This is a genomic window from Providencia sp. 2024EL-00732, from assembly GCF_044006275.1.
GTDB lineage: Bacteria > Pseudomonadota > Gammaproteobacteria > Enterobacterales > Enterobacteriaceae > Providencia > Providencia huashanensis.
Genome location: NZ_JBIPDG010000001.1, coordinates 353,871 through 378,114, shown reverse-complemented (window position 1 = coordinate 378,114; position 24,244 = coordinate 353,871). Strand labels below are relative to the sequence as shown.

General features: G+C 39.4%; 25 protein-coding genes, 1 pseudogene and 1 riboswitch. Of the genes and pseudogenes, 8 read left to right on the top strand and 18 right to left on the bottom strand.

Annotation, left to right across the window (positions count from 1 at the left end; genetic code table 11):
• Nucleotides 1-139: 139 nt before the first annotated feature.
• Nucleotides 140-1,531, top strand: a complete 1,392-nt coding sequence (locus ACHB7C_RS01710) for an L-cystine transporter (RefSeq protein WP_042844090.1) — start codon at nucleotides 140-142, stop codon at nucleotides 1,529-1,531.
• A gap of 654 nt (nucleotides 1,532-2,185) precedes the next feature.
• Here the strand turns inward: ACHB7C_RS01710 and ACHB7C_RS01705 are convergent.
• The 7 genes from ACHB7C_RS01705 to ACHB7C_RS01675 form a co-directional block, all read right to left on the bottom strand.
• A complete protein-coding gene (locus ACHB7C_RS01705) occupies nucleotides 2,186-2,509 on the bottom strand; it encodes a helix-turn-helix domain-containing protein (RefSeq protein ID WP_166685389.1) in 324 nt (107 codons plus the stop codon).
• A 27-nt stretch (nucleotides 2,510-2,536) separates the two neighbouring features.
• Complete coding sequence (locus ACHB7C_RS01700) at nucleotides 2,537-2,842, bottom strand: hypothetical protein (protein WP_166685388.1); 306 nt, start codon at nucleotides 2,840-2,842, stop codon at nucleotides 2,537-2,539.
• A 290-nt stretch (nucleotides 2,843-3,132) separates the two neighbouring features.
• Nucleotides 3,133-3,381 (bottom strand): hypothetical protein, encoded by a 249-nt coding sequence (locus ACHB7C_RS01695; RefSeq protein ID WP_166685387.1) that lies wholly within the window; start codon nucleotides 3,379-3,381, stop codon nucleotides 3,133-3,135.
• Between the two features lie 240 nt (nucleotides 3,382-3,621).
• Complete coding sequence (locus ACHB7C_RS01690; protein ID WP_166685386.1) at nucleotides 3,622-4,110, bottom strand: hypothetical protein; 489 nt, start codon at nucleotides 4,108-4,110, stop codon at nucleotides 3,622-3,624.
• 131 nt (nucleotides 4,111-4,241) lie between these two features.
• Entirely contained in the window at nucleotides 4,242-5,771 is a 1,530-nt protein-coding gene (locus tag ACHB7C_RS01685) for a DUF4041 domain-containing protein (protein WP_166685385.1), read from the bottom strand.
• 550 nt (nucleotides 5,772-6,321) lie between these two features.
• Entirely contained in the window at nucleotides 6,322-6,657 is a 336-nt protein-coding gene (locus ACHB7C_RS01680) for a hypothetical protein (protein ID WP_166685382.1), read from the bottom strand.
• 375 nt (nucleotides 6,658-7,032) lie between these two features.
• A complete protein-coding gene (locus ACHB7C_RS01675; RefSeq protein WP_306804048.1) occupies nucleotides 7,033-7,212 on the bottom strand; it encodes a S24 family peptidase in 180 nt (59 codons plus the stop codon).
• A 65-nt stretch (nucleotides 7,213-7,277) separates the two neighbouring features.
• Here ACHB7C_RS01675 and ACHB7C_RS01670 point away from each other — a divergent pair.
• Together ACHB7C_RS01670 and ACHB7C_RS01665 are read left to right on the top strand one after the other, a co-directional pair.
• Nucleotides 7,278-8,007: pseudogene (locus tag ACHB7C_RS01670) on the top strand (tyrosine-type recombinase/integrase); the annotation flags it as partial.
• Between the two features lie 240 nt (nucleotides 8,008-8,247).
• Nucleotides 8,248-8,634 (top strand): YkgJ family cysteine cluster protein, encoded by a 387-nt coding sequence (locus ACHB7C_RS01665; protein WP_042844092.1) that lies wholly within the window; start codon nucleotides 8,248-8,250, stop codon nucleotides 8,632-8,634.
• Nucleotides 8,635-8,728: 94 nt separating this feature from the next.
• Here the strand turns inward: ACHB7C_RS01665 and ACHB7C_RS01660 are convergent, their stop codons facing one another.
• On the bottom strand, nucleotides 8,729-9,733 hold the full coding sequence (locus tag ACHB7C_RS01660; protein ID WP_042844093.1) for an LLM class flavin-dependent oxidoreductase: 1,005 nt from the start codon (nucleotides 9,731-9,733) through the stop codon (nucleotides 8,729-8,731).
• 274 nt (nucleotides 9,734-10,007) lie between these two features.
• Here ACHB7C_RS01660 and ACHB7C_RS01655 point away from each other — a divergent pair, with 274 nt between their 5' ends.
• Together ACHB7C_RS01655 and ACHB7C_RS01650 are read left to right on the top strand one after the other, a co-directional pair.
• Nucleotides 10,008-10,331 carry a hypothetical protein gene (locus ACHB7C_RS01655; protein ID WP_042844094.1) on the top strand — a complete coding sequence of 108 codons (324 nt, stop codon included), beginning with the start codon at nucleotides 10,008-10,010 and terminating at the stop codon, nucleotides 10,329-10,331.
• A 298-nt stretch (nucleotides 10,332-10,629) separates the two neighbouring features.
• Complete coding sequence (locus ACHB7C_RS01650) at nucleotides 10,630-10,818, top strand: YegP family protein (protein ID WP_042844096.1); 189 nt, start codon at nucleotides 10,630-10,632, stop codon at nucleotides 10,816-10,818.
• 61 nt (nucleotides 10,819-10,879) lie between these two features.
• Here ACHB7C_RS01650 and ACHB7C_RS01645 read toward each other — a convergent pair whose 3' ends face one another.
• Nucleotides 10,880-11,197, bottom strand: coding sequence for an AzlD domain-containing protein (locus ACHB7C_RS01645; RefSeq protein WP_042844097.1), 318 nt, complete (start codon nucleotides 11,195-11,197; stop codon nucleotides 10,880-10,882).
• A gap of 2 nt (nucleotides 11,198-11,199) precedes the next feature.
• The gene (locus ACHB7C_RS01640) at nucleotides 11,200-11,856 is read right to left on the bottom strand and encodes an AzlC family ABC transporter permease (RefSeq protein ID WP_395346223.1); all 657 of its coding nucleotides are present in this window, start codon (nucleotides 11,854-11,856) and stop codon (nucleotides 11,200-11,202) included.
• 150 nt (nucleotides 11,857-12,006) lie between these two features.
• Here ACHB7C_RS01640 and ACHB7C_RS01635 point away from each other — a divergent pair, with 150 nt between their 5' ends.
• A complete protein-coding gene (locus ACHB7C_RS01635; protein WP_395346221.1) occupies nucleotides 12,007-12,567 on the top strand; it encodes a helix-turn-helix domain-containing protein in 561 nt (186 codons plus the stop codon).
• Nucleotides 12,568-12,626: 59 nt separating this feature from the next.
• Complete coding sequence (locus ACHB7C_RS01630) at nucleotides 12,627-12,803, top strand: DUF2526 family protein (RefSeq protein WP_071548014.1); 177 nt, start codon at nucleotides 12,627-12,629, stop codon at nucleotides 12,801-12,803.
• Nucleotides 12,804-12,920: 117 nt separating this feature from the next.
• On the opposite strand, the gene ACHB7C_RS01625 is transcribed toward ACHB7C_RS01630, so the two are convergent.
• From ACHB7C_RS01625 to dalD, 6 genes are all read right to left on the bottom strand, one after another.
• Nucleotides 12,921-14,105 (bottom strand): amidohydrolase, encoded by a 1,185-nt coding sequence (locus ACHB7C_RS01625; RefSeq protein WP_048606980.1) that lies wholly within the window; start codon nucleotides 14,103-14,105, stop codon nucleotides 12,921-12,923.
• A gap of 58 nt (nucleotides 14,106-14,163) precedes the next feature.
• Nucleotides 14,164-15,399 (bottom strand): Zn-dependent hydrolase, encoded by a 1,236-nt coding sequence (locus tag ACHB7C_RS01620; RefSeq protein ID WP_166687144.1) that lies wholly within the window; start codon nucleotides 15,397-15,399, stop codon nucleotides 14,164-14,166.
• 8 nt (nucleotides 15,400-15,407) lie between these two features.
• A complete protein-coding gene (locus tag ACHB7C_RS01615; protein WP_042844104.1) occupies nucleotides 15,408-16,631 on the bottom strand; it encodes a hypothetical protein in 1,224 nt (407 codons plus the stop codon).
• A gap of 637 nt (nucleotides 16,632-17,268) precedes the next feature.
• A complete protein-coding gene (locus ACHB7C_RS01610) occupies nucleotides 17,269-18,558 on the bottom strand; it encodes an MFS transporter (protein ID WP_042844105.1) in 1,290 nt (429 codons plus the stop codon).
• Nucleotides 18,559-18,647: 89 nt separating this feature from the next.
• Nucleotides 18,648-20,117 carry a xylulokinase gene (gene xylB, locus ACHB7C_RS01605; RefSeq protein WP_198861318.1) on the bottom strand — a complete coding sequence of 490 codons (1,470 nt, stop codon included), beginning with the start codon at nucleotides 20,115-20,117 and terminating at the stop codon, nucleotides 18,648-18,650.
• Nucleotides 20,118-20,128: 11 nt separating this feature from the next.
• On the bottom strand, nucleotides 20,129-21,517 hold the full coding sequence (gene dalD, locus ACHB7C_RS01600; RefSeq protein WP_395346216.1) for a D-arabinitol 4-dehydrogenase: 1,389 nt from the start codon (nucleotides 21,515-21,517) through the stop codon (nucleotides 20,129-20,131).
• A 176-nt stretch (nucleotides 21,518-21,693) separates the two neighbouring features.
• Between dalD and ACHB7C_RS01595 the strand changes: the two genes are divergently transcribed.
• Nucleotides 21,694-22,644, top strand: a complete 951-nt coding sequence (locus ACHB7C_RS01595; protein WP_042844108.1) for a sugar-binding transcriptional regulator — start codon at nucleotides 21,694-21,696, stop codon at nucleotides 22,642-22,644.
• A gap of 97 nt (nucleotides 22,645-22,741) precedes the next feature.
• Here ACHB7C_RS01595 and crcB read toward each other — a convergent pair whose 3' ends face one another.
• On the bottom strand, nucleotides 22,742-23,122 hold the full coding sequence (gene crcB, locus ACHB7C_RS01590) for a fluoride efflux transporter CrcB (protein WP_129465824.1): 381 nt from the start codon (nucleotides 23,120-23,122) through the stop codon (nucleotides 22,742-22,744).
• Between the two features lie 111 nt (nucleotides 23,123-23,233).
• A riboswitch (Fluoride riboswitch) is annotated at nucleotides 23,234-23,303 on the bottom strand.
• A 117-nt stretch (nucleotides 23,304-23,420) separates the two neighbouring features.
• Complete coding sequence (locus tag ACHB7C_RS01585) at nucleotides 23,421-24,206, bottom strand: helix-turn-helix transcriptional regulator (RefSeq protein ID WP_198861317.1); 786 nt, start codon at nucleotides 24,204-24,206, stop codon at nucleotides 23,421-23,423.
• Between the last annotated feature and the right edge of the window lie 38 nt (nucleotides 24,207-24,244).

Genomic DNA, 24,244 nt, shown 5'->3' with positions numbered 1-24,244 from the left:
TTATTACCATTTGATATAAGAAAAGTGCTTTTTCTATTGATAACATATAACCAGTTGTTTGAAGCAACTAAATCCTTATAACCATTAAGGATTAAAGGGCAAGTAACATACCTTATAAAAATATGATTTGGAGTTCGGAATGAATATTCCTCTAATTATTAATGTGCTCGGCTTTGTAGCACTGCTAATACTGTTGGCAAAACTGGGAGCTAAAGGCTGGAGCCTATCTAAAAAAGTGTTAGTAGGTCTGGTTTTTGGTGTCGCCTATGGCGTTATACTGCACCTAGTTTATGGCAGTGGTCATCAAACGGTAAAAGACTCCATTCTATGGTTTAATATTGTTGGTAATGGTTATGTTCAGCTATTACAAATGGTAATTATGCCATTAGTGTTTGCTTCAATTTTAAGCGCAGTAGCAAGGCTACATAAAGCGTCATCACTGGGTAAAATTAGTTTTTTAACCATTGGTACATTGTTGTTTACCACGGCTATTGCCGCATTAGTTGGTATTTTAATTGCTAACGTATTTGGTTTGACTGCTGAAGGCCTAGTCCAAGGCCAGTCAGAAACAGCTCGCCTATCCGCTATTGAAAGTAACTACATTGGTAAAGTCTCTGACTTAACTGTACCTCAGTTAATCTTATCCTTTATCCCTAAAAACCCATTCGCAGATTTAACCGGTGCTAATCCAACATCGATAATCAGTGTCGTTATCTTTGCTGCCTTTTTAGGGGTAGCCGCTTTACAACTGTTTAAAGATGACAAAGAGCGCGGTGAAAAAGCATTAGCAGCAATTGATGTATTACAAGCATGGGCGATGAAGTTAGTTCGCTTAGTGATGCGTTTAACCCCTTATGGTGTTATGGCGCTAATGATTAAAGTGGTTGCGAGTTCGAATCTTCACGACATTATTAACTTGGGTACTTTCGTTGTCGCATCCTATGTGGCACTAGCCATCATGTTTGTTGTACACGGTATATTGGTTACCTCTACCGGCTTAAACCCAATTAAATTCTTTAAGAAGGCAGGCCCTGTATTAACATTTGCATTTACGAGCCGTTCGAGCGCAGCAAGTATTCCATTAAATATTGAAACACAAACTCGTCGTTTCGGTATTCCTGAATCTATTGCCAGTTTCTCGGCCTCTTTTGGGGCAACCATTGGTCAAAATGGTTGTGCCGGTATTTACCCTGCTATGTTAGCCGTCATGGTGGCACCAACAATGGGGATTAACCCATTCGATCCCCTCTGGATCGCAACGTTAGTTGGTATTGTCACAATCAGTTCAGCAGGGGTTGCTGGTGTCGGTGGTGGCGCAACATTCGCAGCATTAATTGTGTTGCCAGCAATGGGGCTACCCGTCACTTTAGTCGCACTATTAATCTCTGTTGAACCATTAATTGATATGGGTCGTACCGCATTAAACGTCAGTGGTTCAATGACCGCCGGTACGGTGACGAGCCAACTTATGGGAGAAACGGATAAAACCGTATTTAACCAAGACGATGATGGCGAATTAAAACATGTCTAGTTTTTAAACATTCATCGATACAAAAACCTGCTTATTAGCAGGTTTTTTATTGCTGTAAATTTATGATTAATCACATTAACCCTGCATTTAGTAATAAAACACGGGCTTTTATACTGAAAATCATTGCCATCAACTAACATAACATTAGATAATAAAATCTGAGCAACGTTTTCTTGAGCTTCCTGCTTGTGTTGCGTCATCCCATGTTCTATGGGAATTCTATCAACATTTATTTGTGGTTTTTAATATGACTAATGTTCACAGCATGAAAAGTAATGCAACCGATTAATATTAAAGAAATAAATAATCAAAATACGTCCAAATTAACGCTTTCAAGTGATTCATTTAACCACATGATAGATCAAGATTATTTAAATAGTTTTGGGGAACTGCTTTTAACCTCTTGTTGAGTCTGATTAATAAAATTTCTTGATTTACATCCCATATTACTGCATATAAACTCAGCAAAAAGAAAACTTATATTGAAGAAACACTGGAAGAGATATTTAACTATGGTGATTGGCTTCCGGAAACCCAAGAAGCCGAAATGGAATATTTTGACAAGTGATCTAAGTGCGCCAACTACTCGAGCTGGCGCATCTTAATTATGGTAGGTTATCTATCCGTTAGTATTATCCCCCTAACCTCTAATTACTAATAAGTATTGGAAGAAGGGTCAATTATCATCTGAGTCTCGATATAATGCTTTTCTTTATCAATATCCACAAACTCATCAGTAGCTAAGCTTTCCTTATCTATCTGTTCGAAAAAGTCACCAATACTAATGTCCAGAGCCTTCAAAGCGGCTACTAACTCATCTATACCTATTTTGTTAACTCCTCGTTCATAACGATATAGTTGCTGTTCGCTTTTTATACCTACCAATTTAGCAAATTGAAAAGCGGTGAAACCAGCGTCACATCTTAACTTCTTAAGATTAAGTCCCACTTGGCTGGAAATTGAGTTAGTACTATTCATGTTATTCCCCTTGGTGTAATTAACATCTTACTGCAAATGCCTTAACATAATATTTACATATTTACGAAACAGATGGCAATATATTGCAATAATATTTTTACATTTTGCTTTTTCAGCAACACGTTTAGCTTCTTCTTGCTCTAATTGCTCTGCTTCTAGCTTAGCGAGTCTCTCTACTTCAGCTTGCTTTTGATTGTAGATAGAGTTAGATGGCATGTTTACACGAACATCGATCCAGTGACCATTCGGAATGTCATAAGGCTCTCCTGGTGTTAATTCAACTTTTCCATCAAAGCCTGGTATTGATTCTTCATCTTCTGTTGCATCACGCAAAAACTCAAGATAAAGCTTGAATCACTCATACTGTATGTTTTGTGGTAAATCATGCTGACGATAGGATGTATAAAGAACAATATCACCATCCTCATCGGGCTCGACAATACGGCCGTCAAATGGATGTGGTTTGCCTTTCTCAAGCACATCATAAAGCGCATACACAAGTGGAAGTTGGTTAATGCCGCATGGGATCGTAATACCAGCGTTAATGCCCCTCCAACTCGTATCAGAGTGTAGGCCAAGAACACCGTGTAACTGGTAAATACCTGTATGCAGTTTTTTGAGTATTACACCATCTGCGTCTTTGTTTGGGTCGATATGGTCAGCAAATACTCGAATATAGACGATGTCATTATTTCATTAGGGTGTGATATTTCAGACTCTTCATTACCTACCTGAATTGAAATTTCTTTTATATCCTGCTTAAAAATATTTTTATCTTCATCATATGTCCATAATGAGCTTTGTTTTACTTTTATTGCTTCACTATCATTTTTACCAATCATAGCATCTATCGCCGTTCCATCTTTATTCACATAAATAAAGATCACCCCTGAAGTATCCTTTTCATTACTACTAGTATACCAAAGCTCATAGAGGTCACTTTTTTATATTTAGCTATATCTATTTGCTACGTATTCGCTGGCAAGCACTGGGCAAATCCCAATAGCCAAAACAGTCAGTGACAATAAAAATAATTGAAGAATTCTTCTCATCTCACCCTCACATTCAGTTTTTTATCAGTCTAGTTTCTTAGTGCCGAAATTGGGAGAAAATTAACTGGCTATAACCTTTTTAACACTTTGATTGCACTCACTTGGTTTAATTTCAACCTTCATAGCCTCGTTGCTATCAATATAATATAGGTGTCTTATCCCCGATGAAAATACCACTCTCCATAAATTCATATTGGATTCATCTTGGCAATAATTTGCTGTAAGAATCTTCTTTGCATTATCTACGGCAATATCACTCTTAAACACCTCAATTGGAATGCCTTTAATCTCATATGTCATAACAATATAATCGTCATCTTGAGATACTTTTGTAACCATCGTATGACTATCAACTAAAAGTGGTAATCCTTTATTTTCATTTTCAATAATCTTCTCTTTTAATTCCCTAAAATCATTACTTTGCTTTTGTTTAAATTCTTTGATTTTATCTGTGGTTGTGCTTCCCTTTGTATTATTCCCTAAAGTATTAGCTGAAAAAACACCAACAAATGGAAAGAGTAAATACAGATAAAATTTACTGATTTTCATCCCTCTGCACCTATATTAGATTAATTTACCTCAATAGTAGCTTGAGGTTGGCACAATTCCTAGCAAACATTAGGTGTAAAAAAACCTGCAGAGGCAGGCTTGTAATATTTATTTCGACTTAGAGTAAAATTCTATACCATTAACGGATATTCGTCTTCTACCTTCTCCGCTAGAGTTTCTTCTTTATTTTGTCCATGCTTCGCAATTGATAATAACTTTTGAGTTTCTCTATATTCCTTTGCCACTGCATATTCATCAAAACTAGCGTCATACCCTAGAGCTCTAACTTTTTCCTCTATTGAGGATAGTGGGATATTAAAAAACTCTTTCCTATTATTCATCATATTGACACGATGGCTAACAAATTCTTGATGTAAGCTTGTCTCTAATGCAGGTGCATCATCGGAATAAATTAGGGCGTGAATATCGAATTTAAATGGCACCGATGCTGATCCTAATTCGTTCACCCTCTCTTCTGGCTCTAATCTACGCGTTAAACCAATTTTATAAACATCCTCACCAAATGCACCAATATTAGAGATGACATAAACATGTCCACTTCTAGTTAATTGGGCTTGTGATTTTGCTCTTTCCGATAGCGCTTGAGCCTCTGCTAATTTATTTTCCAATTCTGCTATTCTAGCCTCGATTTTTTCCTTTTCTTCTGCATTTGCCTTTTCTAGTTCTTTTCTTGCCTTATCCATTGCTTTTTGAAAATCTTTTTCTGCTTTCTGTTCTTCTTTTATTGCTTTTTCATATTCTCGCTGAGCTTTTTCCTCTTCACGCTGTAATTCTCTTTCTTCACGTAAGATATCTTTTTCATCCTGAATTTTTTGTTCTTTTTCATGTGCTAATAAAATTTCATCCAGTCTAATTGCGAGATATTCACCTGTAATTTTGATTCCGACTGTTTGCCCAAATTTATTTAAAGCCTCAAATGCATTTTCTACACGCTTAATTAATTGCTCAACATTACTGGCTTTAACTTTTGCTAAAGCAGCATCACACTCACTATTAAACGCCCTCACCAAAAGCTTTACATACTGCTTAGTCATACGTCGACCTTCAGTTTCACTGCCATTCACAGTCCAACCAGACTGGGTATAACAAGCTTGGTCATTCCGTATTAATTTTTTTTGTTTCTCTTTGTTTTTTACGATTGCTTCTTGATATGCCTTAGAGTCATGGTAGTCAAAACGAGGCTTATATATCCCATAATCTAACATTTCAACGCTATCATTCACTAATGTCAGTTTTTCGGTCAGAGCAACCAGTTGTTTGCGTTTTTCGTTATAATCCTCTTTTAAAAGAACTAACGCCTCTTTTTGCTCTTCAATAGCTCTTTGTGATTGGTACTCTTTACTTTCGATTTCATTAGTTTTTTCTTTAACCTCCTCGTCTATTGCTTTTCTTTTTTTTAAAACTTCAGCATCGACGGCTCTTCTCAATTTTTGTTCTTCTTTTTCTAAATTTTTTAATCTGTCTTTTTCCTCCTTTGAGGTCGCCTCTAGAATTTTTTTCGCTTCTTTTTCGGCGTCAATGATTGGTTTGTATCGTATTAATTGAGCTTCATAATTTTTCTTTTCTTTTTGCTTAATTACTAAAAGAATAATAAGCACAATAAATAAAAAACCTGCAATACCTATTGATACTAAATCCATTACCGAATCCTCAATATATTAGTTAAGCATATTTAACCATTTGTTTTAGGGAAGGCGTTACTGATTTTATTTACAGCAAAGCAAAAAACCTCAATCAAGAGGCGTAATGTGTGATCTAGATTACAAGCACAAGGACGGGCTAGATTATCCATTGAACATAACTGTGTTATTTATAGTCTAGTGTTAACGACAGAGCGACTATAGTCATAACGAAAGCTCCAATGCAGACAAGCACAATAAAGCATTCTATTGCCTTTTCAGTTTTATTTTCCTTCTCACTACTCCACTATTTAATTTAGGTTATGTTAGCTTAGCGGGAGTGCAAATTGAAGAAATCATTGTCAGTGCAATTAACTTTTATTATTTCTATGTAAAAGTCGTGATCTCCACCATTGAGTAGATACTCAACTACCTCTAATAAATCACCTGCTGATGATAAATGATAGAATCTATCAATTTCTGTTTCTGATATGCTTACTGGCTTAACCTTGAGATTTTTTGAATAAGAGTCGACTAAGTCAGGCGCCATTAACTATGCTTCCATACTAAATTACTGAAATTTATTTATGAAACCAAAGACTGATTTTTCTATAGCGCTATTTATGTTGTTAAACATATCCTTCAATGATGGATACTGTTTTGAAGGATTCACTATAAATTTCATTTGATCTTTAATAACCATGACCTCTGCATACGGTGCTACTTTGAAGTCACTACTATTAAATTCATCATCTATGATAACAATAAATAACTGACGATTTGGATCTGTCCTTTCACTTAAACGGCGAACAGAGAATCTTTTTTCTGAGGAATCATCAAAAAATGTGTTAACAAGTTCTGTTCCATGGCTAATTGTTTTTGTAGATCTGGTATGTTCAGTTCTCATATAGCCCCCTTGTTAGTTTAAATTAATGACATTTTGACTGGTAATTAAGCAATATGCTTAAAATAACTATGACCATATTAAAGTGTTTAAGCTAACTTAACAACCCCAGTTGTGAAGATAGACTACCCATAACACTTCGAATACTATCGCTCAAACTATCAAAAGAGACATAGCTAGACTCTTGCAATACTCTACGTAATCGACACTTATCACTTTTTCACTACATATTAGCCATGGGAAACCCATAAAAATTAGCACTGTACTTAGGTAACAACACTCACATAGCTTTGTGAATAATGTAAGTTACAACCCCAAATATTTGAAGGTCTTGCATGTCACCAATCAAAATAGGCGAATACTCAGGATTCATAGGCATTAACATAGAACGCTAGCAATCACTATGTCATCATCCCTTGCCACCAGTGCGCTATCGACAATAATAACATCACCATCATTAATGTTTGCATCAATCATCAAATTACCCTCGACGCGCAGCATATACGTACTGTCAGGATGCTTAATCAGCGTACTGTTAAGGTTTATCCTCTCTTCCATATAATCAGTAATATTATTTTTTTAGTTCAATTATTATTTACCTCTATGGATATCAATATGTCTTTTTAGAAATAGCTAGGATCATTGATGAAGTAAAAGCACTAGGGCACAACAGAATGGCACAAGTTGTGCGTTTTGTTCTTATCGATATTTTAAAGAAGCACAGCACATGGGCCATGTTCCTCCTGGTTATAATCCTGCTCAGGCCACCAAAAAACCAAGAAACAAGGTCAAGCGTGAGCGTTTATCATTTGAAGAATGGGAAGAAATTTATAAGCAATCCGCAAACCACCAACATTATTTACGTTGCGGGATGCTATTAGCGGTTATAACAGGACTACGGCTTGGCGACATTACAAAGATGAAATTCTCAGATATTTGGGATGGAATGTTACATGTACAACAAGAAAAAAAACAGGGACCAAGCTAGCAATACCGCTGTCATTGAAGTGTGATGCATTAAACCTAACGCTAGGTGATGTTATTTCTATCTGTCGAGATCTCGTTGTTAACCCATACCTACTACATTACAAACACACATCAGGTAATGCAAAAATTGGAGGGCAGGTATCAAATGCATCATTAACTACATCATTTAAGAATGCACGAAACAAATGTGGGCTGGAATGGGAAGATGGCGCTGCACCATCTTTCCATGAACTTAGATCATTATCTGAAAGATTGTACAGAGAACAAGGGATAGATACACAAAAATTACTTGGTCATCGAACCCAAATAATGACAGATAAATATAATGATGATCGTGGAAAAGAATGGCAAATTGTTGTAATTTAATCGACTCGGTTTCCATACTATTTTGGGGATAAATTTTGGTGGGGTTTTGGGGAAGTTTTTTAAAGCACTAAAAACAACCCCAAATGCAGTACCATTTCTTATGTGATTTCAACATTGCATATGTCTACCATCAATACATATTACTTCAATACAATGAATTACCAAGTTTAATTCAATATCTATATTTCGATTAACATTAACATTTCTAATCGTTTTAAATATTTGGAGTTTTATCTTTATATGACTAATGTCCATATACTAAAAACTGATCCTTCAGATAACCCCTGTATAAGCTGCGGTGCTTGTTGCGCCTATTTTCGTGTCTCATTTTATTGGGCTGAAGCCGAAAGCGGCGGCGGTGTTGTTCCCCAACATTTAACTGAGCAGATTACGCCGTTTATGAGCTGTATGCAGGGTACTAACCAAAAACAAAACACCCGTTGTACCGCCCTAGAAGGTACAATAGGTAAATGTGTATCTTGTTCCATTTATGCTCAAAGGCCTACGCCGTGTCGTGAATTTGAGCAATCTTGGCAGGATGGAATATATAATGAAGCCTGTGACAGAGCGCGAGCAGCGCATGGTTTACCGCCTTTAGAGCCTCACCACCCGCAAATCGCTTGCTAACCGTCAATGACCCAGAGTTCTCTGGGTTATCTTTTCTGGTTATGAATAAAAGTTGATTGCCCGCGCTCTTGCAAACAAATGCTATGAAGCTAATTTAAACAATTTCATTCATGACTTGCATAGCTAACTCGAAGGAATATAAACGTGCTTGATGATCGAAAATTTGACCATTTACCATGATTTCATCGGCTTGAGTTTGGCGTAAAATGGTTTGTAAACCGTAACCCACCTTAGTTTTATCCCCCACTAATGACATCCCCAATGCTTGTTGCACACCAAATTCCTCTGCTGGCGACCAAATGTTTTCCATACTTTCAACAGGGGCGGGAAGCTGCGATGGCTGACCTCGGCGTAACATAACGAAAGCTTGTTGCATCGACGTAAATAAAAACTCGGCCTCGCGCTGAGTGTCTGCCGCAATAATATTAATGCAGACCATGGCATAAGGTTTTGACAACCGTGATGATGGCTTAAAGTTAGCACGATAAACCTCAAGTGCTTGCAGCAGCAAGTCCGGTGCAAAATGTGAAGCAAACGCAAATGGCAACCCCATTTGAGCCGCTAACCTCGCACTGTATAAGCTTGAGCCGAGTAGCCATACGGGGATTTTCTCACCATACCCAGGAACCGGGCGTACCGCAGGCTCTGGGTTAGTTGCATCAAACCAACTCACGATTTGTGCTACATCTTGCGGGAAATTATCAATATCCGTATTCATATGACGACGTAATGCTTGCATTGTCCTTTGGTCACTTCCAGGAGCTCGCCCAATACCTAAATCAATTCGCTCAGGATACAACGTATTAAGTGTGCCAAATTGCTCGGCTATCACCAATGGTGAATGGTTCGGTAACATGACGCCCCCAGAACCAAGTCTCAAAGTGTGTGTATTCGCGGCAAGGTAGCCAATTAACACTGAAGTCGCTGCACTAGCTATCCCTGTCATATTATGGTGCTCTGCCAACCAATAACGGTGATAACCTAATTTTTCCGCTAATTTTGCGATATCAAGGGAATGAGCGAAAGCCTCCTTGGCTGTGGAACCTTGAATAATTGGTGCTAAATCAAGCAAAGAAAGGGGTGTTTTTTTATCAGACATATACGCTCACTTTGTTAGGGTTTTATTGATATAGAACCTAACTTACCATCGTAGACTATCCGATTTGATGTCTCCAGTGCTTAAGTTCCCATTAGCACAAGAGGTCTAAAAATGTAAAAAAAGTCTACTAACCCACTGTTTTCTCATGAATATGAATTAAGATTGAACAAAAAGTGCAGTAATTAAGGAGCTTCAGTCAGCGGAGGTAAAAGCGATTGCGGATGGAAATCAATTGGTTAACTATTGGTTCATCACCAATATAAAGGAAATCGCAATGAAAAAAATAACTACCAGTTTATTCGCCCTAACGTTAATGTCTATCGGCTTTGCTGCGACAGCAGCAAACATCGGCAATGGAGGGAATAACCACATGCCACGTCAACATATGGGAAATGGCAATCACCATAATATGGTTTATAACGTGGCGGAACAGACAACTACCCCAAATGAAACAATAAAAAAGCTGGCGGATAATACACCTAAAATTGAAGATGGCAAACGCTACATGGTTAAAGTAACCGTGATGGAAGTCCCTGAATTTAAGAACATAACTCCAATGCCGATGCCTAAAGCTAACAATACACCAGTAACCCAGTAGTAAGCTATATCAGTTAACTTACATGGCGTTATCGGCAAAACCTTTTTTATCGATAACTATAATCGACTAGCCTTATAAGATAGAAGCCGATATCTTAGCCACATAATAAAGAGTTCTATATATCCTACGATTGCCTCTGTTTATCAGGGGCTTTTTTTTGAACTTTTTCTGAATTTTATCCCCTCTTCTAGTAATAATACCTAATAGCGACTAACCTTATTTAAGCAGATATTTATTTGCTGCTTATGATTTATTCCTCGGTTTTCATATTTTTAACCACAAAAGTCAGGAGCCTACCATGGGGTATTATGAATTAAAAAAATCTACCAAAGATGTTGCTCAGCCTTATTATTTCGTTTTAAAAGCAGCTAACCATGAGATCATTGCGACAAGTGAAATGTATGCATCTAAACAATCTGCATTAAAAGGTATTGCGTCAGTACAAACCAATGGCCCTTCTGAGACGATTAAAGACTTAACCGCTTAATTGATAGCCCCTACTTTCTTTAGGTAGGGGCTTTATCGCGCTAATTACAATTAGTTGTATTCTAAATTAACCGAAGTAGCGCAGTGACAATTGCCGCAGACAAAACTATGACAATAAATGGTTTTTTATACCATGTAAGTACGCCTGCAACTAACACCCCTACTATTTTTTGCCAATCCGACAACTGTTCTCCTGAAAATAATGTAGAGGTTACGGCCACAGAAAACAAAATAATAATTGCTGCCGCTGAAAAAAGGGCTTTGCTATTTTCCGATAAAATCACCCGGCCTCTAAGTAATGCACCAGATGCGCGCATTAAATAAGTACCGACCGCTAGTAGTAAAACCCCGCAAAATATTAACCATGGGCTGTTTGTCATGACTATTTCCTTATATAAATAACTAGGCTCAATAATGCGAGTAAAACAGGTATCCCAGCAGGTAAGACGGGGGTTACCAAAACAGCAATAACGGCGCCCACAATGGCCGTAATCCGTAAGCGTTTATCCGTGAGCGCAGGCAATGAAAGCGCTAAAATAATCGCAGGAAACATAGCATCCATGCCATAGACATGTGTGTCACTGATTAAACTGCCTAATACTTCCCCAATCAGTACACCTATAGGCCAACAAAGTAAAATCCCGACCCCACACAGCCAAAATGCGGCGCATTTTTCTGTATTTGTTTCTTGTGCTAAGCCAAATACAACGCTTTCATCGTTCATGATGTGGTAACCCAATAGCGCTTTTGCCCCCTTGCCTGTTAGGTCACTAACCGCAAAACTAAAAGGAATATGCCTTGAATTAACCAGTAGACCCGCTAAGGCAGCTGAAATGGGGCTTCCCCCTGAAAAAATAACCCCAATAAATAAAAATTCAGAGGCTCCAGCAAGTACTAAAATAGATAACGTCAGAGGGACCCACCAATCAAAACCTTGAGAAAGGGCAAGTGCACCATATGAAATACCGACAATTAAGTCCGCAATACAAACGAGAGCGATATTTTTCACTGTGCTATTATTAAGTGTTGAAGTTAGCATTTCCCAATCGTTCGATATAAAATACATTTGTTCATTATGTCGATCTTTACTATAAAGTGCAATCAATACTCAGAAAAATTCAAGTTGCAGGTAGGTGACAAATGCGTAAGCCTCATCATCTGTAGCGAGTATTATAAATAGGATAAAAAATTGAACTTATCTTCGCCCCCCATTGAGTTGATCTCCAAAGCACTGGCTCGTGAAAGGCAAAAAAATGGGTTATCGTTGTCCGAGTTATCTCGTAAAGCAGGTATTGCGAAGTCGACCTTATCGCAATTGGAATCTGGTACTGGTAACCCAAGTATCGAAACCTTATGGGCGCTTTGTGTTGCGTTAGATATCCCTTTTGCTCGTTTAATTGAAGAAAAACAAGATGCTGTCACTGTGATACGCCACGGGGAAGCCCTTCCCGTCAGTGCGGAACATGCTAATTATTTAGCATTTTTATTATCATCTGCACCTAATGATTCACGACGTGATATTTATACTGTTATTGCCCAACCGGGTCGTGACCGTATTTCAGAACCACATATGCATGGTGTAAGTGAACATATCATTATTATGGCCGGTAGGGCTTTGGTTGGCCCATTAGATAACCCTGTCGAGTTAAAAGTTGGGGATTATATTCATTATCCAGGAGATGAGCCGCATATCATGCGAGCCTTAGAACCCAATACGATGGCCGTTATGGTCATAGAGAAACAAAATTGACATCATAAATACCTATAACACTCTAATAGCCATAGACTATATTAATTGGAGCTTAAAACATGCCCTACTATGATGAAATTATCGAAAAAGTTGACCGGCTCATTGGTGAAAACTCTGTTCACCATATGAATGAAATGCTAATGCAGTTATCCCATGACCCACAACTCAATGAAGACCAACGTTTTACACAACAACAGCGTCTAAGGGAGGCTATATTTGCCCATCATAATGTATAGCGACCAAATACTTAGCCGCTATACTGAGTGTTAATAAACAAAATAAATAGGCAACAAAGTCAAAGGAAGGCCCGGTATAGGTAGAATAACGAGCCCTAAGAGCATTAACATACTCAATTAAAATGCCTGCTGCTGTAAATAGGCCCATGCATATTGTGCATGTAACTCAGCCCCCGTCGCCATCGTATCTTCATCGATATTAAAACAGCCGTGGTGATGTGCCCATTGCGTATCCTTCTCAGCATTCCCGGTACCTAGCAACGCAAAACACCCCGGAATATCTTCAATGTAGAAGCTGAAGTCCTCGCCCCCTGGGGTTGGCCTTTCGTTGATCAATGCTTGCTCACCAAAGGCTTGCGAAATAACTGACTGAGCAAGCAGTGCGCTGCGCTCTTCATTGATCACAGGTAAAGTCCCATAAATATAATCGACTTGTGCTGTTGCACCATAAATCGCTGCAGTATGTTCTGCATAACGGCGGATAGCGGCTTCAATACGATTACGCGTTTCAATATCGAAACACCGTACCGTTCCGTCCAATACCGCATTTTCAGCGATAACATTAAAGCGAGTTCCCACTTCCATTTTACCAATCGTTACCACTGCTGAATCTAATGATGAGGTTTCACGAGAAACAATAGCTTGTAAATTCATCACAAAAGCCGAAGCAACAACCGCAGCGTCTATTGTCGCCTCTGGCATAGAACCGTGCCCACCTCGCCCTTTAAAGGTGACTTTTAATAAATCCGCAGACGCAAATGAACCGCCAACATTACAAGAAACTTTGCCTGATGGCGTCGTTGTCCAAATGTGCATACCAAACACGTTATCCACATTTTCGATAGCCCCTTGTTTGATCATCGCTAATGCACCCTGAGCAATCTCTTCCGCAGGTTGAAAAATCAAACGCACATTGCCGGCTAACTCTTCACGTACCTCGTATAGCGCTTTGGCTGCGGTTAACAACATGGCTGTGTGTGCATCATGACCGCAGGCATGCATTTTCCCTGCTGTAGTGGATTTATATTCTAACGAATCGTTTAATTCCAATACGGGTAACGCATCAATATCAGCACGTAATGCAACGGTTTTGCCTGGCTTCGCCCCCTTGATTTCAGCGATAACCCCTGTTGGCTCAGTTAAGCGATATTCTATGCCTATTTTGTCTAATTCTTCGGCAATACGTTTTGTTGTACGTACTTCTTCAAATGGCAATTCAGGATGAGCATGTAAATCACGTCGAAATGCAATCATTTCTTGAGTATGTTTTTTGATTGCGGCTGTAATAGTTTTGCTGATCATTTTTCTACCTTTTACCCCATCACAAAATAACGTTTTGCATGGCTTATATAATTAATAATTAACATTCTATGAGTGACTTAACGGTTTCAAACATCACATCAACACCGCGTGCAATTTGTGCATAATCAGTCCATTCATCCGGATGATGACTAAGCCCATTGCGACTTGGGACAAATATCAGTCCCGTTTGGGTGATCTGTGCAAAAATCATCGTATCATGCCCTGCACCACTGACCATGCTACGAAAACGTAGCTTTTGAGCGCTGGCATGTTCTTGCATTAGAGTATGAATCTCGCTATTTAGCTCAGTCGGTTGAACATATAATGGCTGAATAATGTCACTGCTTATTCCCGCTTCAGTACTTTCTTGCTCTGTTAAAGCCATAATTTGAGCGATGACTTTTCTAAGGGCTTCATCGTTTTTAGAACGAATATCAACACTGAAGGTGACTTCACTTGGGATCACGTTAGCCCCATTTGGTAAAACCGCCAACCGTCCCACTGTCGCGACAGTATTATCCCCCGCAGCTTCTGCAAGCTTAGGGATTTGGCTGATAATTCGGCTAGCGCAAACAAGGGCATCTGCGCGCATATTCATCGGTGTTGTGCCAGCATGCCCTGCTTTACCTGTGAGTTTTATTTCTAACTGGCTAATACCAACAATTGTTTCGACGATGCCAACATCTTCATTCGCCTGTTCTAATACGGGGCCTTGCTCAATATGTAATTCTAAAAAGGCTTTCACTTTTTTAGGGTCAAGCACAGCTTCTGACGCTTTGTCGGCATTAAAACCCGCAGCAGCCATTCGCTCAGCGGCACTTACCCCTTGCCTATCTTTTAATTGGTGCAATTCTTTGGTGCCAATTAGCCCCGTGATCACACTTGAAGCCATCAAACCACGGCCAAAACTGGTTCCTTCTTCTTCCACCAGCGCAATCACCTCTAATGGGTACTTTGGTGTTAAGTTTTGTTCGCGTATCCGAGCAACAACATCTAACCCCGTGACTATCCCCGCTGGTCCATCAAATGCACCACCGTGAGGAACTGAATCAAAGTGAGAACCAATAATAACTGCCGGTAAATCAGGCTGTTGACCTTCCAAACGCCCATAAATATTCCCGATCGCATCTTCGCGAACGTGTAAACCTAACGCGGTCATTTCCTGCTTTAAATAATCACGAGCTTGTTTATCTTGCTCGCTATAGCTCATCCGCGTTGTACCTTGACCTGGTGTCGCAGTATATTCTGCCAATTGTTCTAAATGGCGCTGAATTCTTGAAGTACTTGTTTCCATTGTTTTATTTACCCCGCTACTGGAACAATATACGCAACCATAATGCCCGCTAATACCACAGAAACCATAGTGACAGAAATAAAACCACCCACTAACATTGGCCCTAACATATGGCTAGTTAATACTTGGCGCTCTTTTTCATCTTTTGTTAATGCATTAATCGCTTCATTGGTAATGATGTAATCTGCAGGGAAACCATACAATGCAGTGAGCGCAACAGCAAAAGCCATTTCTTTAGTCACGCCTAGAATTTTGCCAACAATCCATGATGCGATAAACATTCCAATCACTGCAGCACAAATTAATACCACCATCGGATAAACTAGGCGTAATAACATATCTGGGGTGGCATGGTTTAATGTATCAAAAATAAACAACATTAACGCCATAATAGCAAAGCCAAAGCCATTAGCCTTTTGCAATGGCTGCCTTTCTAAAAAGCCTAATGAAGATGCAATTACACCGAATAATAAGCACAGTACAAAAGGGCTAATACTAACAAAAGGTGCGGCAAAACTGGACGCTAAATATGCTAAATACCCTACGAAAGCTAGACGTAAGAATTTGAAATAGCTTGTATTATAGTGGCTAGGAATTTTTTTAAACATACGAGGCATTTCGTCTTCAGAAACGAGTGTTTTGACTTCAACCTCTTTTGTTTCTCCAGTAGCTAATGTTTCTTTCCATTGACCATTACGGTATTTTTCCAGAACTCGGCGCCCTTCTTTTTTTAACATTATTGCGGTTAACGGATAACCCGCAAAACCTTGCATAACATAAATTAAAATAGCGAAAACCGATAAATCAACCAAACCAGCTTCCGCTGCACCTTTTGACATAATTAGTGAAGAGACAATACCACCAACTAATGGAGGTACAGCAACCAATACTGTATTTAAATCGAATAGCATTACGCCAATAATTAAGGTAAAAATGATAATCCCTAAAATACCCGCTAATGAAACTAAAATAGTTTTCCACTGACGCAATAATTCTTTTAAAGATAACAGTGTTCCCATATTGGTAATTAGCAAATACATTAAGGCAATTGCCACCACTTGAGGAATACCCGCAATACTGACAATATCTTTTGGGAAAATAGTCCAATAACCGATTAAAAATAATACCGCACACACGAAAACAGAAGGAACCCACGCTTTCGTTCTAACCGCAATAGCATCCCCGATATATAATATCCCCACAATCAGAAACAGAGCTAACATCTGTGACATAACTTTTTCCCCGCATTTATCTTTTTTTATTAGATTATTTTTTGGTGTTATAAGCTTTTAATTTATCTTTTAACTTTATTAAAAAATTTATTTTGTTTGATAAAACATCAGTATTAAGAGCAATTCGCTGCAAAAATACAAAATTGCAACAAAAATCATAATAACACCGAAAATACAGATGTATAGATAACAAAACAGGAATTAAGTAGGTTAGAATAAAGGTAATAATCTTGTTCAATAGTCAGATATAACAACAGAAAGCATCGTCTCCTTAATATCATCTTAATGATAGTTCAGATATTAATATTTAATCTCACTTATTAGCTTATTTATAACAAGATCGACTATAGACTAAATTTTAATCTATGAAATTATATTCTATTGCTTCAGGATGTATTTTCAATAAATCTCGCGATAACAGCAGAAACAGCCTTACAAATATGACTAATATTTCCATTTGCGTGGAATATTATACTTTATTTAACCGTTAATCTGTTTCTCTTTATATTGCCACTGTAAAGGAGGATATACCTTTCGCTTTTTTTGCCTTTTCTAATACCTTATTTACTCTCTAAATGAGAAAAGCCCTATAACCATAATATGGCCATAGGGCTCGATTTGAGTTTAATAAAATAAGTTAATTACTCGTTTGCTGCTCTACTACAGACTTAGTGGTTTTTACCTTACGATTATTTTCAAAACCCGGTTGTGGGACTTTAATAAAGAATGTCAGAACACCTGCAAAAATATACAACCCTGTATACGCCCAAACCACGCCAACAATATCAAAGAAAGGTAAGACCAAACTGGCGATCGCAGGCGCAGCAAAGTTACTTAACCCAGCCGAAAGATTATAAATAGAAACCGCTGCGCCTTTATGGTTAGGCTCAATACTTGGGAAAACCGCAGTCATAGGTACAAAGGCAGCGACAAAAATCCCTAATAAAATGGCAGGTATTAAAGCAATCGCAAAGTTATGCCCAAAATAGACCGGTAAGTAGTAAAACATCAGGCTTGAGATAGCCATGCCTAAACAGCCAAACCACCTGACTTGGCGTATCCAACCTATATGCTCCCCAACAATCCCCCAGAAAATATTAGTAAAAATAGTCACAAAGAAGAACACGGCCCAAATTTGTAACCATTCTGAGATGGTAAACCCTAAGCGGTCAACAAATAGCAATGGCATGATGATCGCAAAACCAAACAGAGAAATCGTGTTAATGATGCGAATCAAACTGGCCATAAAGATATCTTTATTGGTGAATAAAATGGTCGCAGCACGCGACAATTCCGCCATTTTATCCTTCATGGGTAAGTTTACTTTTGAACGGTCTACTGGAACATGGCGTAAGCTAAAATAAGCAATCGCACCACCAACTGCGACCCAGCCGATTGCCATCCATAATGTGCCAGTTTCCCCTATCATTGGAATAGAAAAACTAGGTAAATAGCTACCAATTACACCTATCCCAACAGAATACATCGCCCAAAACCACCCAGTTGCGGCAGCAAGGTGAGCTCGGGGGATCACCTGTACTAACATCATCATAAATGAGTAAATAAATAGCGGGTAAGCCAACCCACGAATACCGTAAAATAATAACATTAGAGTATAGCTTTTCAGGCCTAAACCAAAAGCCATAAATAAGGCATGCATCACTATCCACAGAATAAACCCAATCATCATCGCTTTAAGTGGAGTAATAATTTCAGCCACCACACCCGATGCCCATGCGGCAACCGCTGCCATTAAGCCATATACCGTAAATACCATAGCGGATTGCGTCGGTGTAAAACCTAAGTCAGTAATATGTTTGGATAAAAAAGCCATTTCAAAACCATCACCACTCATAAAAATAGCGATAGCGATGAACCCCCAGAACAAATGCTTAGGTAAACCAAGCCAATACTGCTTCTGTTCCATTGCAGTTTCCTCATTGTCATTTTGTTATTTTAATCAATCGCGAAGAGTTAACAGTAATGGCGGTGTGTAGGGAACACCGCCATACTGACTTACTGTGGCAGTAATTCCCTTGCTTGTTTTTGCTGTTGGTACAATAAACGGAATACATCAAGCCGTTGATGTAACCAAGTTTGGTATTGTTCTTGCGGTGAATAAGTGTCTAACACATCAGGTTTTTGGCATACTGTTTCGGTATCTCCGCCATCCGCCAGCCACGCTAGGCGTGCTGCACCTAACGCACCGGATGAACTTGCAGGGTGTGTAACAATCGGTATATCAATCACATCGGCAATTAATTGTGCCCAGATAGGGCTACGAGCTCCCCCGCCAGTTAAACTACAACGGCTAATTTGTGTGCCCGTTTCAGTTAGAACTTTCATGCCATCTGCAAGGGCAAACGTCACTCCTTCTATCACCGCATAACCAAGTTGAGCACGTGTTGTTTCATTCCTTAAGGCGAAAAAAGACCCCATTGCGTAAGGATCATTATGCGGTGTTCGTTCTCCAGAAAGGTAAGGTAAAAACACGGGAGATTGTTTTTTTTGCTGTTCAGTCAATTGGCCTACTTCATCCATCAATTGGTTTTCCGTTGTAGACAACAACTGGCAAAGCCAACGTAAACAGTTGGCGGCGCTTAGCATCACACTCATTTGATGCCAACGGTCTGGTAAAGCATGAGCAAATGCATGCACGCCTTGATGTGGTGCCGCCTGCAATTGATTGTTCACGACAAAAATGACACCTGACGTGCCAAGAGAGATTAATGCATCCCCTTCATTAACGGCACCAACTCCCACAGCGGAGGCGGCGTTATCCCCACCGCCTCCCGCCACAATAACATCTGCACTGAGCCCCCATTGGGAAGCTAAATCTGCACGAAGTACACTGCTTTTCTCTGCACCTTCCACTAAAGTAGGCATATGTTCGCGAGTTAAATTTGTTGCAGCCAATAGTTCATCAGACCAATCACGCTTTGCGACATCGAGCCATAGGGTTCCTGAAGCATCTGACATATCACTGATAAACTGTTCAGTCATTTTCCAGCGCAAATAGTCCTTTGGTAGCAATACCTTAGCAACTTGATTAAATACCTCAGGTTCATTACGTGCTACCCATAATAATTTGGGCGCAGTGAAACCGGGCATGACAAGGTTGGCACCTATTGTCAAAAACTCGGGGTGGTTTTCCATCAGCCATTCACATTCATTCGCGCTTCGGGTGTCATTCCATAAAATACAATCCCGTAGCACTTGATGATGATTATCAAGTAATACCGCACCATGCATTTGCCCAGATAAACCTATCGCTTTTACTGCTGCCCATGCTTCTGGTGCTTTTTGACGAAGTGTGGCTACCACCGAATTAGTCGCTTCCCACCAGCTATCTGGCGATTGTTCCGCCCACTGAGGGTGGGGCCTTTGCACGGTTAATGCCATATGGCTAGAGGAGACAATTTCTCCCTGCCCATTAATTAAAACTGCCTTCAATTCTGAAGTGCCGAGGTCTATTCCAAGGTACATCGACTTTCTCCTTACAGAGGTTGATGTGGTGATTTCAACCAGCGTTCAACATCTACCACTGTATTTTTCATTAATTCATGAAACTGCGTTGAATGCGCTAATGTGCTAAATAGCATTTCACTGGAAACGAATTTTTCCAATGCATCACTGGCATTCATCAAGGGTAGATAATATGCAGCATCAAGCACGCCATCTTGGTATTCATACGGTAATTTGCCTTGTGCCCAACGCTGTAAAAAGACAAAAAATAGTGCGGGAAGTACTGCTGTTGCTGCAGGAACTTGGCCTCGTTGATAGCATTCTTGTAGTGTTGGAGTGATAAAGCCTGGAATTTTTGATAAACCATCAGCGGCAACTCGCTGATTAGTATCTTTTATGTAAGGATTACTAAAACGAGCTAAAACGACATCGCGGTATTGCTCAAGATCTAGCGGGCTTGGTGATAACGAAGGGATGACATCTTGCGTTACATAGTTCCAAGCCATCTGTTTAATAGCCGCTTCACGGGTGCTATCATCAATAAAATTCAAACCAATGAGTGTTCCCGCCCAAGCAATACAGCTATGGCTTGCATTCAAAATACGGATTTTGGCTTCTTCCCACGGTAATACTGAATCCACCATTTCAACATCGACATTTTCTAGTGCTGGACGCCCATTAATAAAGTCATCTTCAATTACCCACTGAATGAATGCTTCCCCCATTACCGGAGCTTTGTCATCCCAGCCTGTATGTTGTTTTACACGTTCAGCCACATCTGGTGTTGGCCGAGGTGTTATCCTATCTACCATGGTATTTGGTGAGCGAGTACTTTCTTTTACCCACTGATATAATTCTGTTTCACCTTTTAATTGTAAAAAAGATAAAAAACCATGCCTGAAACGCTCACCGTTATGACGTAAATTATCACAGTTTAATAAGGTTACCGGCTCACCATGTGCGGCTAAGCGTGCCCGTAAAATATGGGTCAATGCACCATAAATAGTACACATTGCGCCTGCCAAATCAGCCTTGATATCTGGTTGCTCAGCATCCAGCTCATGCTGTGGAGTCAAATAATAACCTGCTTCTGTTACGGTAAATGCGATCACTCGAGTCGCTTTATCACAACCTTGTTCAACGAGTTGGCTTAAATTAGAGTCCCAATGAAGTATTTTACGCACCGAGGTAATTTTTTCGTACTGACGTTCCCCTTCAGGGGAAACCGTTTCGAGTGTGTATTCTCCATTTTGTTTAGCTAAGTTATCAAGCAATGTATTAGCATCATTGCGGATATTCCCTAATGCGATTGACCAACTATCATCACCTTGTTGAATTAAGCGGTGTAAGTACCAAGCTTGATGAGCACGATGAAATGACCCAGCACCGATGTGCATCCACACTGATTTTTGCTTTAACATTGTGACCCCTTAACTTAGAATAAATATTTGCTACAAGTTTGGGCATATGCCCGTTTGTTATATTTTAGTTTCAACTTGATCACAATTACTGCGATAATGCTCACAATATTGACTTTTGCCCTTTTAATAAGCAATTGCCCAGAATTACAATGTCGTAAAAAAGCAGGAGACAGTCCATGCAGAAAGAATTAAAAAAAATGGAGCAAGCAGCGCGTGCAGCATGGTTATATTTTGTGGCAGGCAAAACTCAACAAGAAATTGCTCATGAACTTGGTTTATCACGACAAGTAGCACAACGCCTTATTTCACTAGCCAAAGAACAAGGCATGGTCCATGTTCAGATCACTCACCCAATTACTGAGTGCCTTAAGCTCGCCAATGAAATTCAACAGAAATACCAACTAACACATTGTTGTGTGGTTCCATCAGGCCAGCTTGATACAGGCTCAACCCTCGATATGATTTCAGTGGCTGGCGCTGAATTAATGGAACAATTAATTGAACAAGACAACCCCCAAGTGATCGGTATTGGTTCAGGCCGAACATTACGAAGTATTATTGATGCCCTTCCTTACCTAGAAACCCCGCAACATCAATGTGTTTCATTGATTGGCGCTATCGCTCGGGACAGTTCGGCAACACGTTATGATATTCCACTGCGTTTTGCAGAAAAGCTGCAATGTCGCCATTATATCTTACCTGCCCCGCTATATGCAGATAGCCCAGAAGATAAGGCCATGTGGTGCCAACACCGTGTGTATAAGGAAGTAACAGAAAAAGCCTTAAATGCAGACATAACTTTTATTGGTATTGGTGAGGTGGGAAAAGGCTGCCCGCTGAATTCGGAAGGCTTTGTCACCGATGAACAACTGGAAATGTTACTTGAGAAAGGCGTAGCCGCTGAGCTATTAGGCCATTTTATTCAAGCCAATGGGGAAAGGCTATCGACAGCGTTAGATGACACACACACCAGCGTCCCTCTATTTGCACCACCGAATAAACCTGTTATTGCTTTTGCTGGGGGTTCCCATAAAACTCACGCGATACAAGCGGTATTAAATGGCGGTTGGGTCACAGGGTTAGTAACCGATGAAGCCACAGCTCATCATTTATTAGAAAATAATTAAAACAGAAACTCAGGCGATAATGCATCGCTTGAGTTTCTTCTTTTTTATAACGAATCATTCCATTAAAAAATGGTTTGTTCAGTTTATAAGGTTAATATTACCCCTGTGCTAACCAGTGATGACACAGCATACCGAGCAAAGTAAAGACCAACGCGCCAATAACATGGATGGCAATGGTGCTGATGGCAAAGCCAAATTTCCCCTCTTGAATTAAAACGAGCACTTCAAGTGAAAATGTGGAGAAAGTGGTGAATGCACCACAAAAGCCCGTCACAATAAATAACTTATAGGCGGGGCTAATATTGGCGTTGGCAAAATAAGAAATAGCAAAACCAATAACAAAGCCACCCACTAAGTTGACAACAACAGTACCAAGGGGAATATTGGGATAAAAGTGATTAAGTTTCAGGCTAACAAACCACCTTAACCACCCACCGAGAACAGAACCCAGCGCTATTGCAAATAAAGAGGCATACATAGAAACTTCCTTTAATGTCTGGCGGGATAAATGAAAGGAAAGTTTCCTATTAGATCATTCATGCCCTAAATTCAGGGCACATAATACCTACGTACCCTATCTTTTGAAAAGGTTAACGTAGGCATCATCAGCCCTACATGGGCGGTTTTGTAACAGGAGGAATGCCATCTCCCATAGTTCTACATAAAATCATAATGTTATTTATTATATTATGTGAACTCTTTTTAAAAACATACTCCTAAATAATTCAAGTTGCAACTCGTCAAGGCGAGAGATTAAAAAGAAGTAAGTATATGATTTATTTAGGAATATAAACTAATAGTCGATTCCCTTTTTCAATATCAAACGTCAGTGATGTGTAGTCATAATGTTCTAAATTTCCTTGATAAACCAATTCACGGACACCAGTACAAGGCTGATAAATCTCATGCTTATTCCATAATTGATTAAATAGCGCAGATTGCCCCACCAGCGTTTTTACTAATGTTTTGATATTAGGGTCATTTTTAGTCAAAGCATAATCACGACGAAAACTTGCGAGTAACTGTTTAGCGACTAACTGCCAATCCGCAAACCGTTCTTGATAGCGAAGGTCGGTGAATAATAAATAAAGAAAATTACATAAATACGGTTCAGCTTCGGAAAAATGAAAATAATCATCAGCACGTGAATTATAAGCCAGTACATCCCAATGCAAATTAAGCACATAACATAAATAGTTATCTGGAAAATCAGTGATCATTTTTGAAATTGCCGAAGGCACACAGTGTTCTGTATTTCCAGTCGCTATAGGTTCTCTGTTATGCGTAAGTAGATAAAGATGCTGGCGTTCAGCCGTATTTAAATTAAGTGCATTTGACAGGTTATCAAGAAATTGCGTTGAAACCCCTATCTCTCGGCCCTGTTCAAGCCATGTGTACCACGTCAAACCAACACCAGCGAGTGCGGCAACTTCTTCTCGGCGCAATCCTGGCGTTCGACGGCGAGTTGTGCGTGGTAAACCGACTGATTCAGGAGAGACACTTTCACGTTTTTGCTTTAAAAAATCAGCCAACTCAGGGCGGTTACGTTCTCTATTTTTCATAGCCTATTGCTTTTAGTAATAGTATAACTAGTTAAATT

What these genes read in the sequence shown, in the direction of transcription:
- ACHB7C_RS01710 (WP_042844090.1), top strand. Translation starts at nt 140, where the DNA reads ATGAATATTCCTCTAATTATTAATGTGCTCGGCTTTGTAGCACTGCTA.
- ACHB7C_RS01705 (WP_166685389.1), bottom strand. Translation starts at nt 2,509, where the DNA reads ATGAATAGTACTAACTCAATTTCCAGCCAAGTGGGACTTAATCTTAAG.
- ACHB7C_RS01690 (WP_166685386.1), bottom strand. Translation starts at nt 4,110, where the DNA reads ATGAAAATCAGTAAATTTTATCTGTATTTACTCTTTCCATTTGTTGGT.
- ACHB7C_RS01685 (WP_166685385.1), bottom strand. Translation starts at nt 5,771, where the DNA reads ATGGATTTAGTATCAATAGGTATTGCAGGTTTTTTATTTATTGTGCTT.
- ACHB7C_RS01680 (WP_166685382.1), bottom strand. Translation starts at nt 6,657, where the DNA reads ATGAGAACTGAACATACCAGATCTACAAAAACAATTAGCCATGGAACA.
- ACHB7C_RS01675 (WP_306804048.1), bottom strand. Translation starts at nt 7,212, where the DNA reads ATGGAAGAGAGGATAAACCTTAACAGTACGCTGATTAAGCATCCTGAC.
- ACHB7C_RS01665 (WP_042844092.1), top strand. Translation starts at nt 8,248, where the DNA reads ATGACTAATGTCCATATACTAAAAACTGATCCTTCAGATAACCCCTGT.
- ACHB7C_RS01660 (WP_042844093.1), bottom strand. Translation starts at nt 9,733, where the DNA reads ATGTCTGATAAAAAAACACCCCTTTCTTTGCTTGATTTAGCACCAATT.
- ACHB7C_RS01655 (WP_042844094.1), top strand. Translation starts at nt 10,008, where the DNA reads ATGAAAAAAATAACTACCAGTTTATTCGCCCTAACGTTAATGTCTATC.
- ACHB7C_RS01650 (WP_042844096.1), top strand. Translation starts at nt 10,630, where the DNA reads ATGGGGTATTATGAATTAAAAAAATCTACCAAAGATGTTGCTCAGCCT.
- ACHB7C_RS01645 (WP_042844097.1), bottom strand. Translation starts at nt 11,197, where the DNA reads ATGACAAACAGCCCATGGTTAATATTTTGCGGGGTTTTACTACTAGCG.
- ACHB7C_RS01640 (WP_395346223.1), bottom strand. Translation starts at nt 11,856, where the DNA reads ATGCTAACTTCAACACTTAATAATAGCACAGTGAAAAATATCGCTCTC.
- ACHB7C_RS01630 (WP_071548014.1), top strand. Translation starts at nt 12,627, where the DNA reads ATGCCCTACTATGATGAAATTATCGAAAAAGTTGACCGGCTCATTGGT.
- ACHB7C_RS01625 (WP_048606980.1), bottom strand. Translation starts at nt 14,105, where the DNA reads ATGATCAGCAAAACTATTACAGCCGCAATCAAAAAACATACTCAAGAA.
- ACHB7C_RS01620 (WP_166687144.1), bottom strand. Translation starts at nt 15,399, where the DNA reads ATGGAAACAAGTACTTCAAGAATTCAGCGCCATTTAGAACAATTGGCA.
- ACHB7C_RS01615 (WP_042844104.1), bottom strand. Translation starts at nt 16,631, where the DNA reads ATGTCACAGATGTTAGCTCTGTTTCTGATTGTGGGGATATTATATATC.
- ACHB7C_RS01610 (WP_042844105.1), bottom strand. Translation starts at nt 18,558, where the DNA reads ATGGAACAGAAGCAGTATTGGCTTGGTTTACCTAAGCATTTGTTCTGG.
- xylB (WP_198861318.1), bottom strand. Translation starts at nt 20,117, where the DNA reads ATGTACCTTGGAATAGACCTCGGCACTTCAGAATTGAAGGCAGTTTTA.
- dalD (WP_395346216.1), bottom strand. Translation starts at nt 21,517, where the DNA reads ATGTTAAAGCAAAAATCAGTGTGGATGCACATCGGTGCTGGGTCATTT.
- ACHB7C_RS01595 (WP_042844108.1), top strand. Translation starts at nt 21,694, where the DNA reads ATGCAGAAAGAATTAAAAAAAATGGAGCAAGCAGCGCGTGCAGCATGG.
- crcB (WP_129465824.1), bottom strand. Translation starts at nt 23,122, where the DNA reads ATGTATGCCTCTTTATTTGCAATAGCGCTGGGTTCTGTTCTCGGTGGG.
- ACHB7C_RS01585 (WP_198861317.1), bottom strand. Translation starts at nt 24,206, where the DNA reads ATGAAAAATAGAGAACGTAACCGCCCTGAGTTGGCTGATTTTTTAAAG.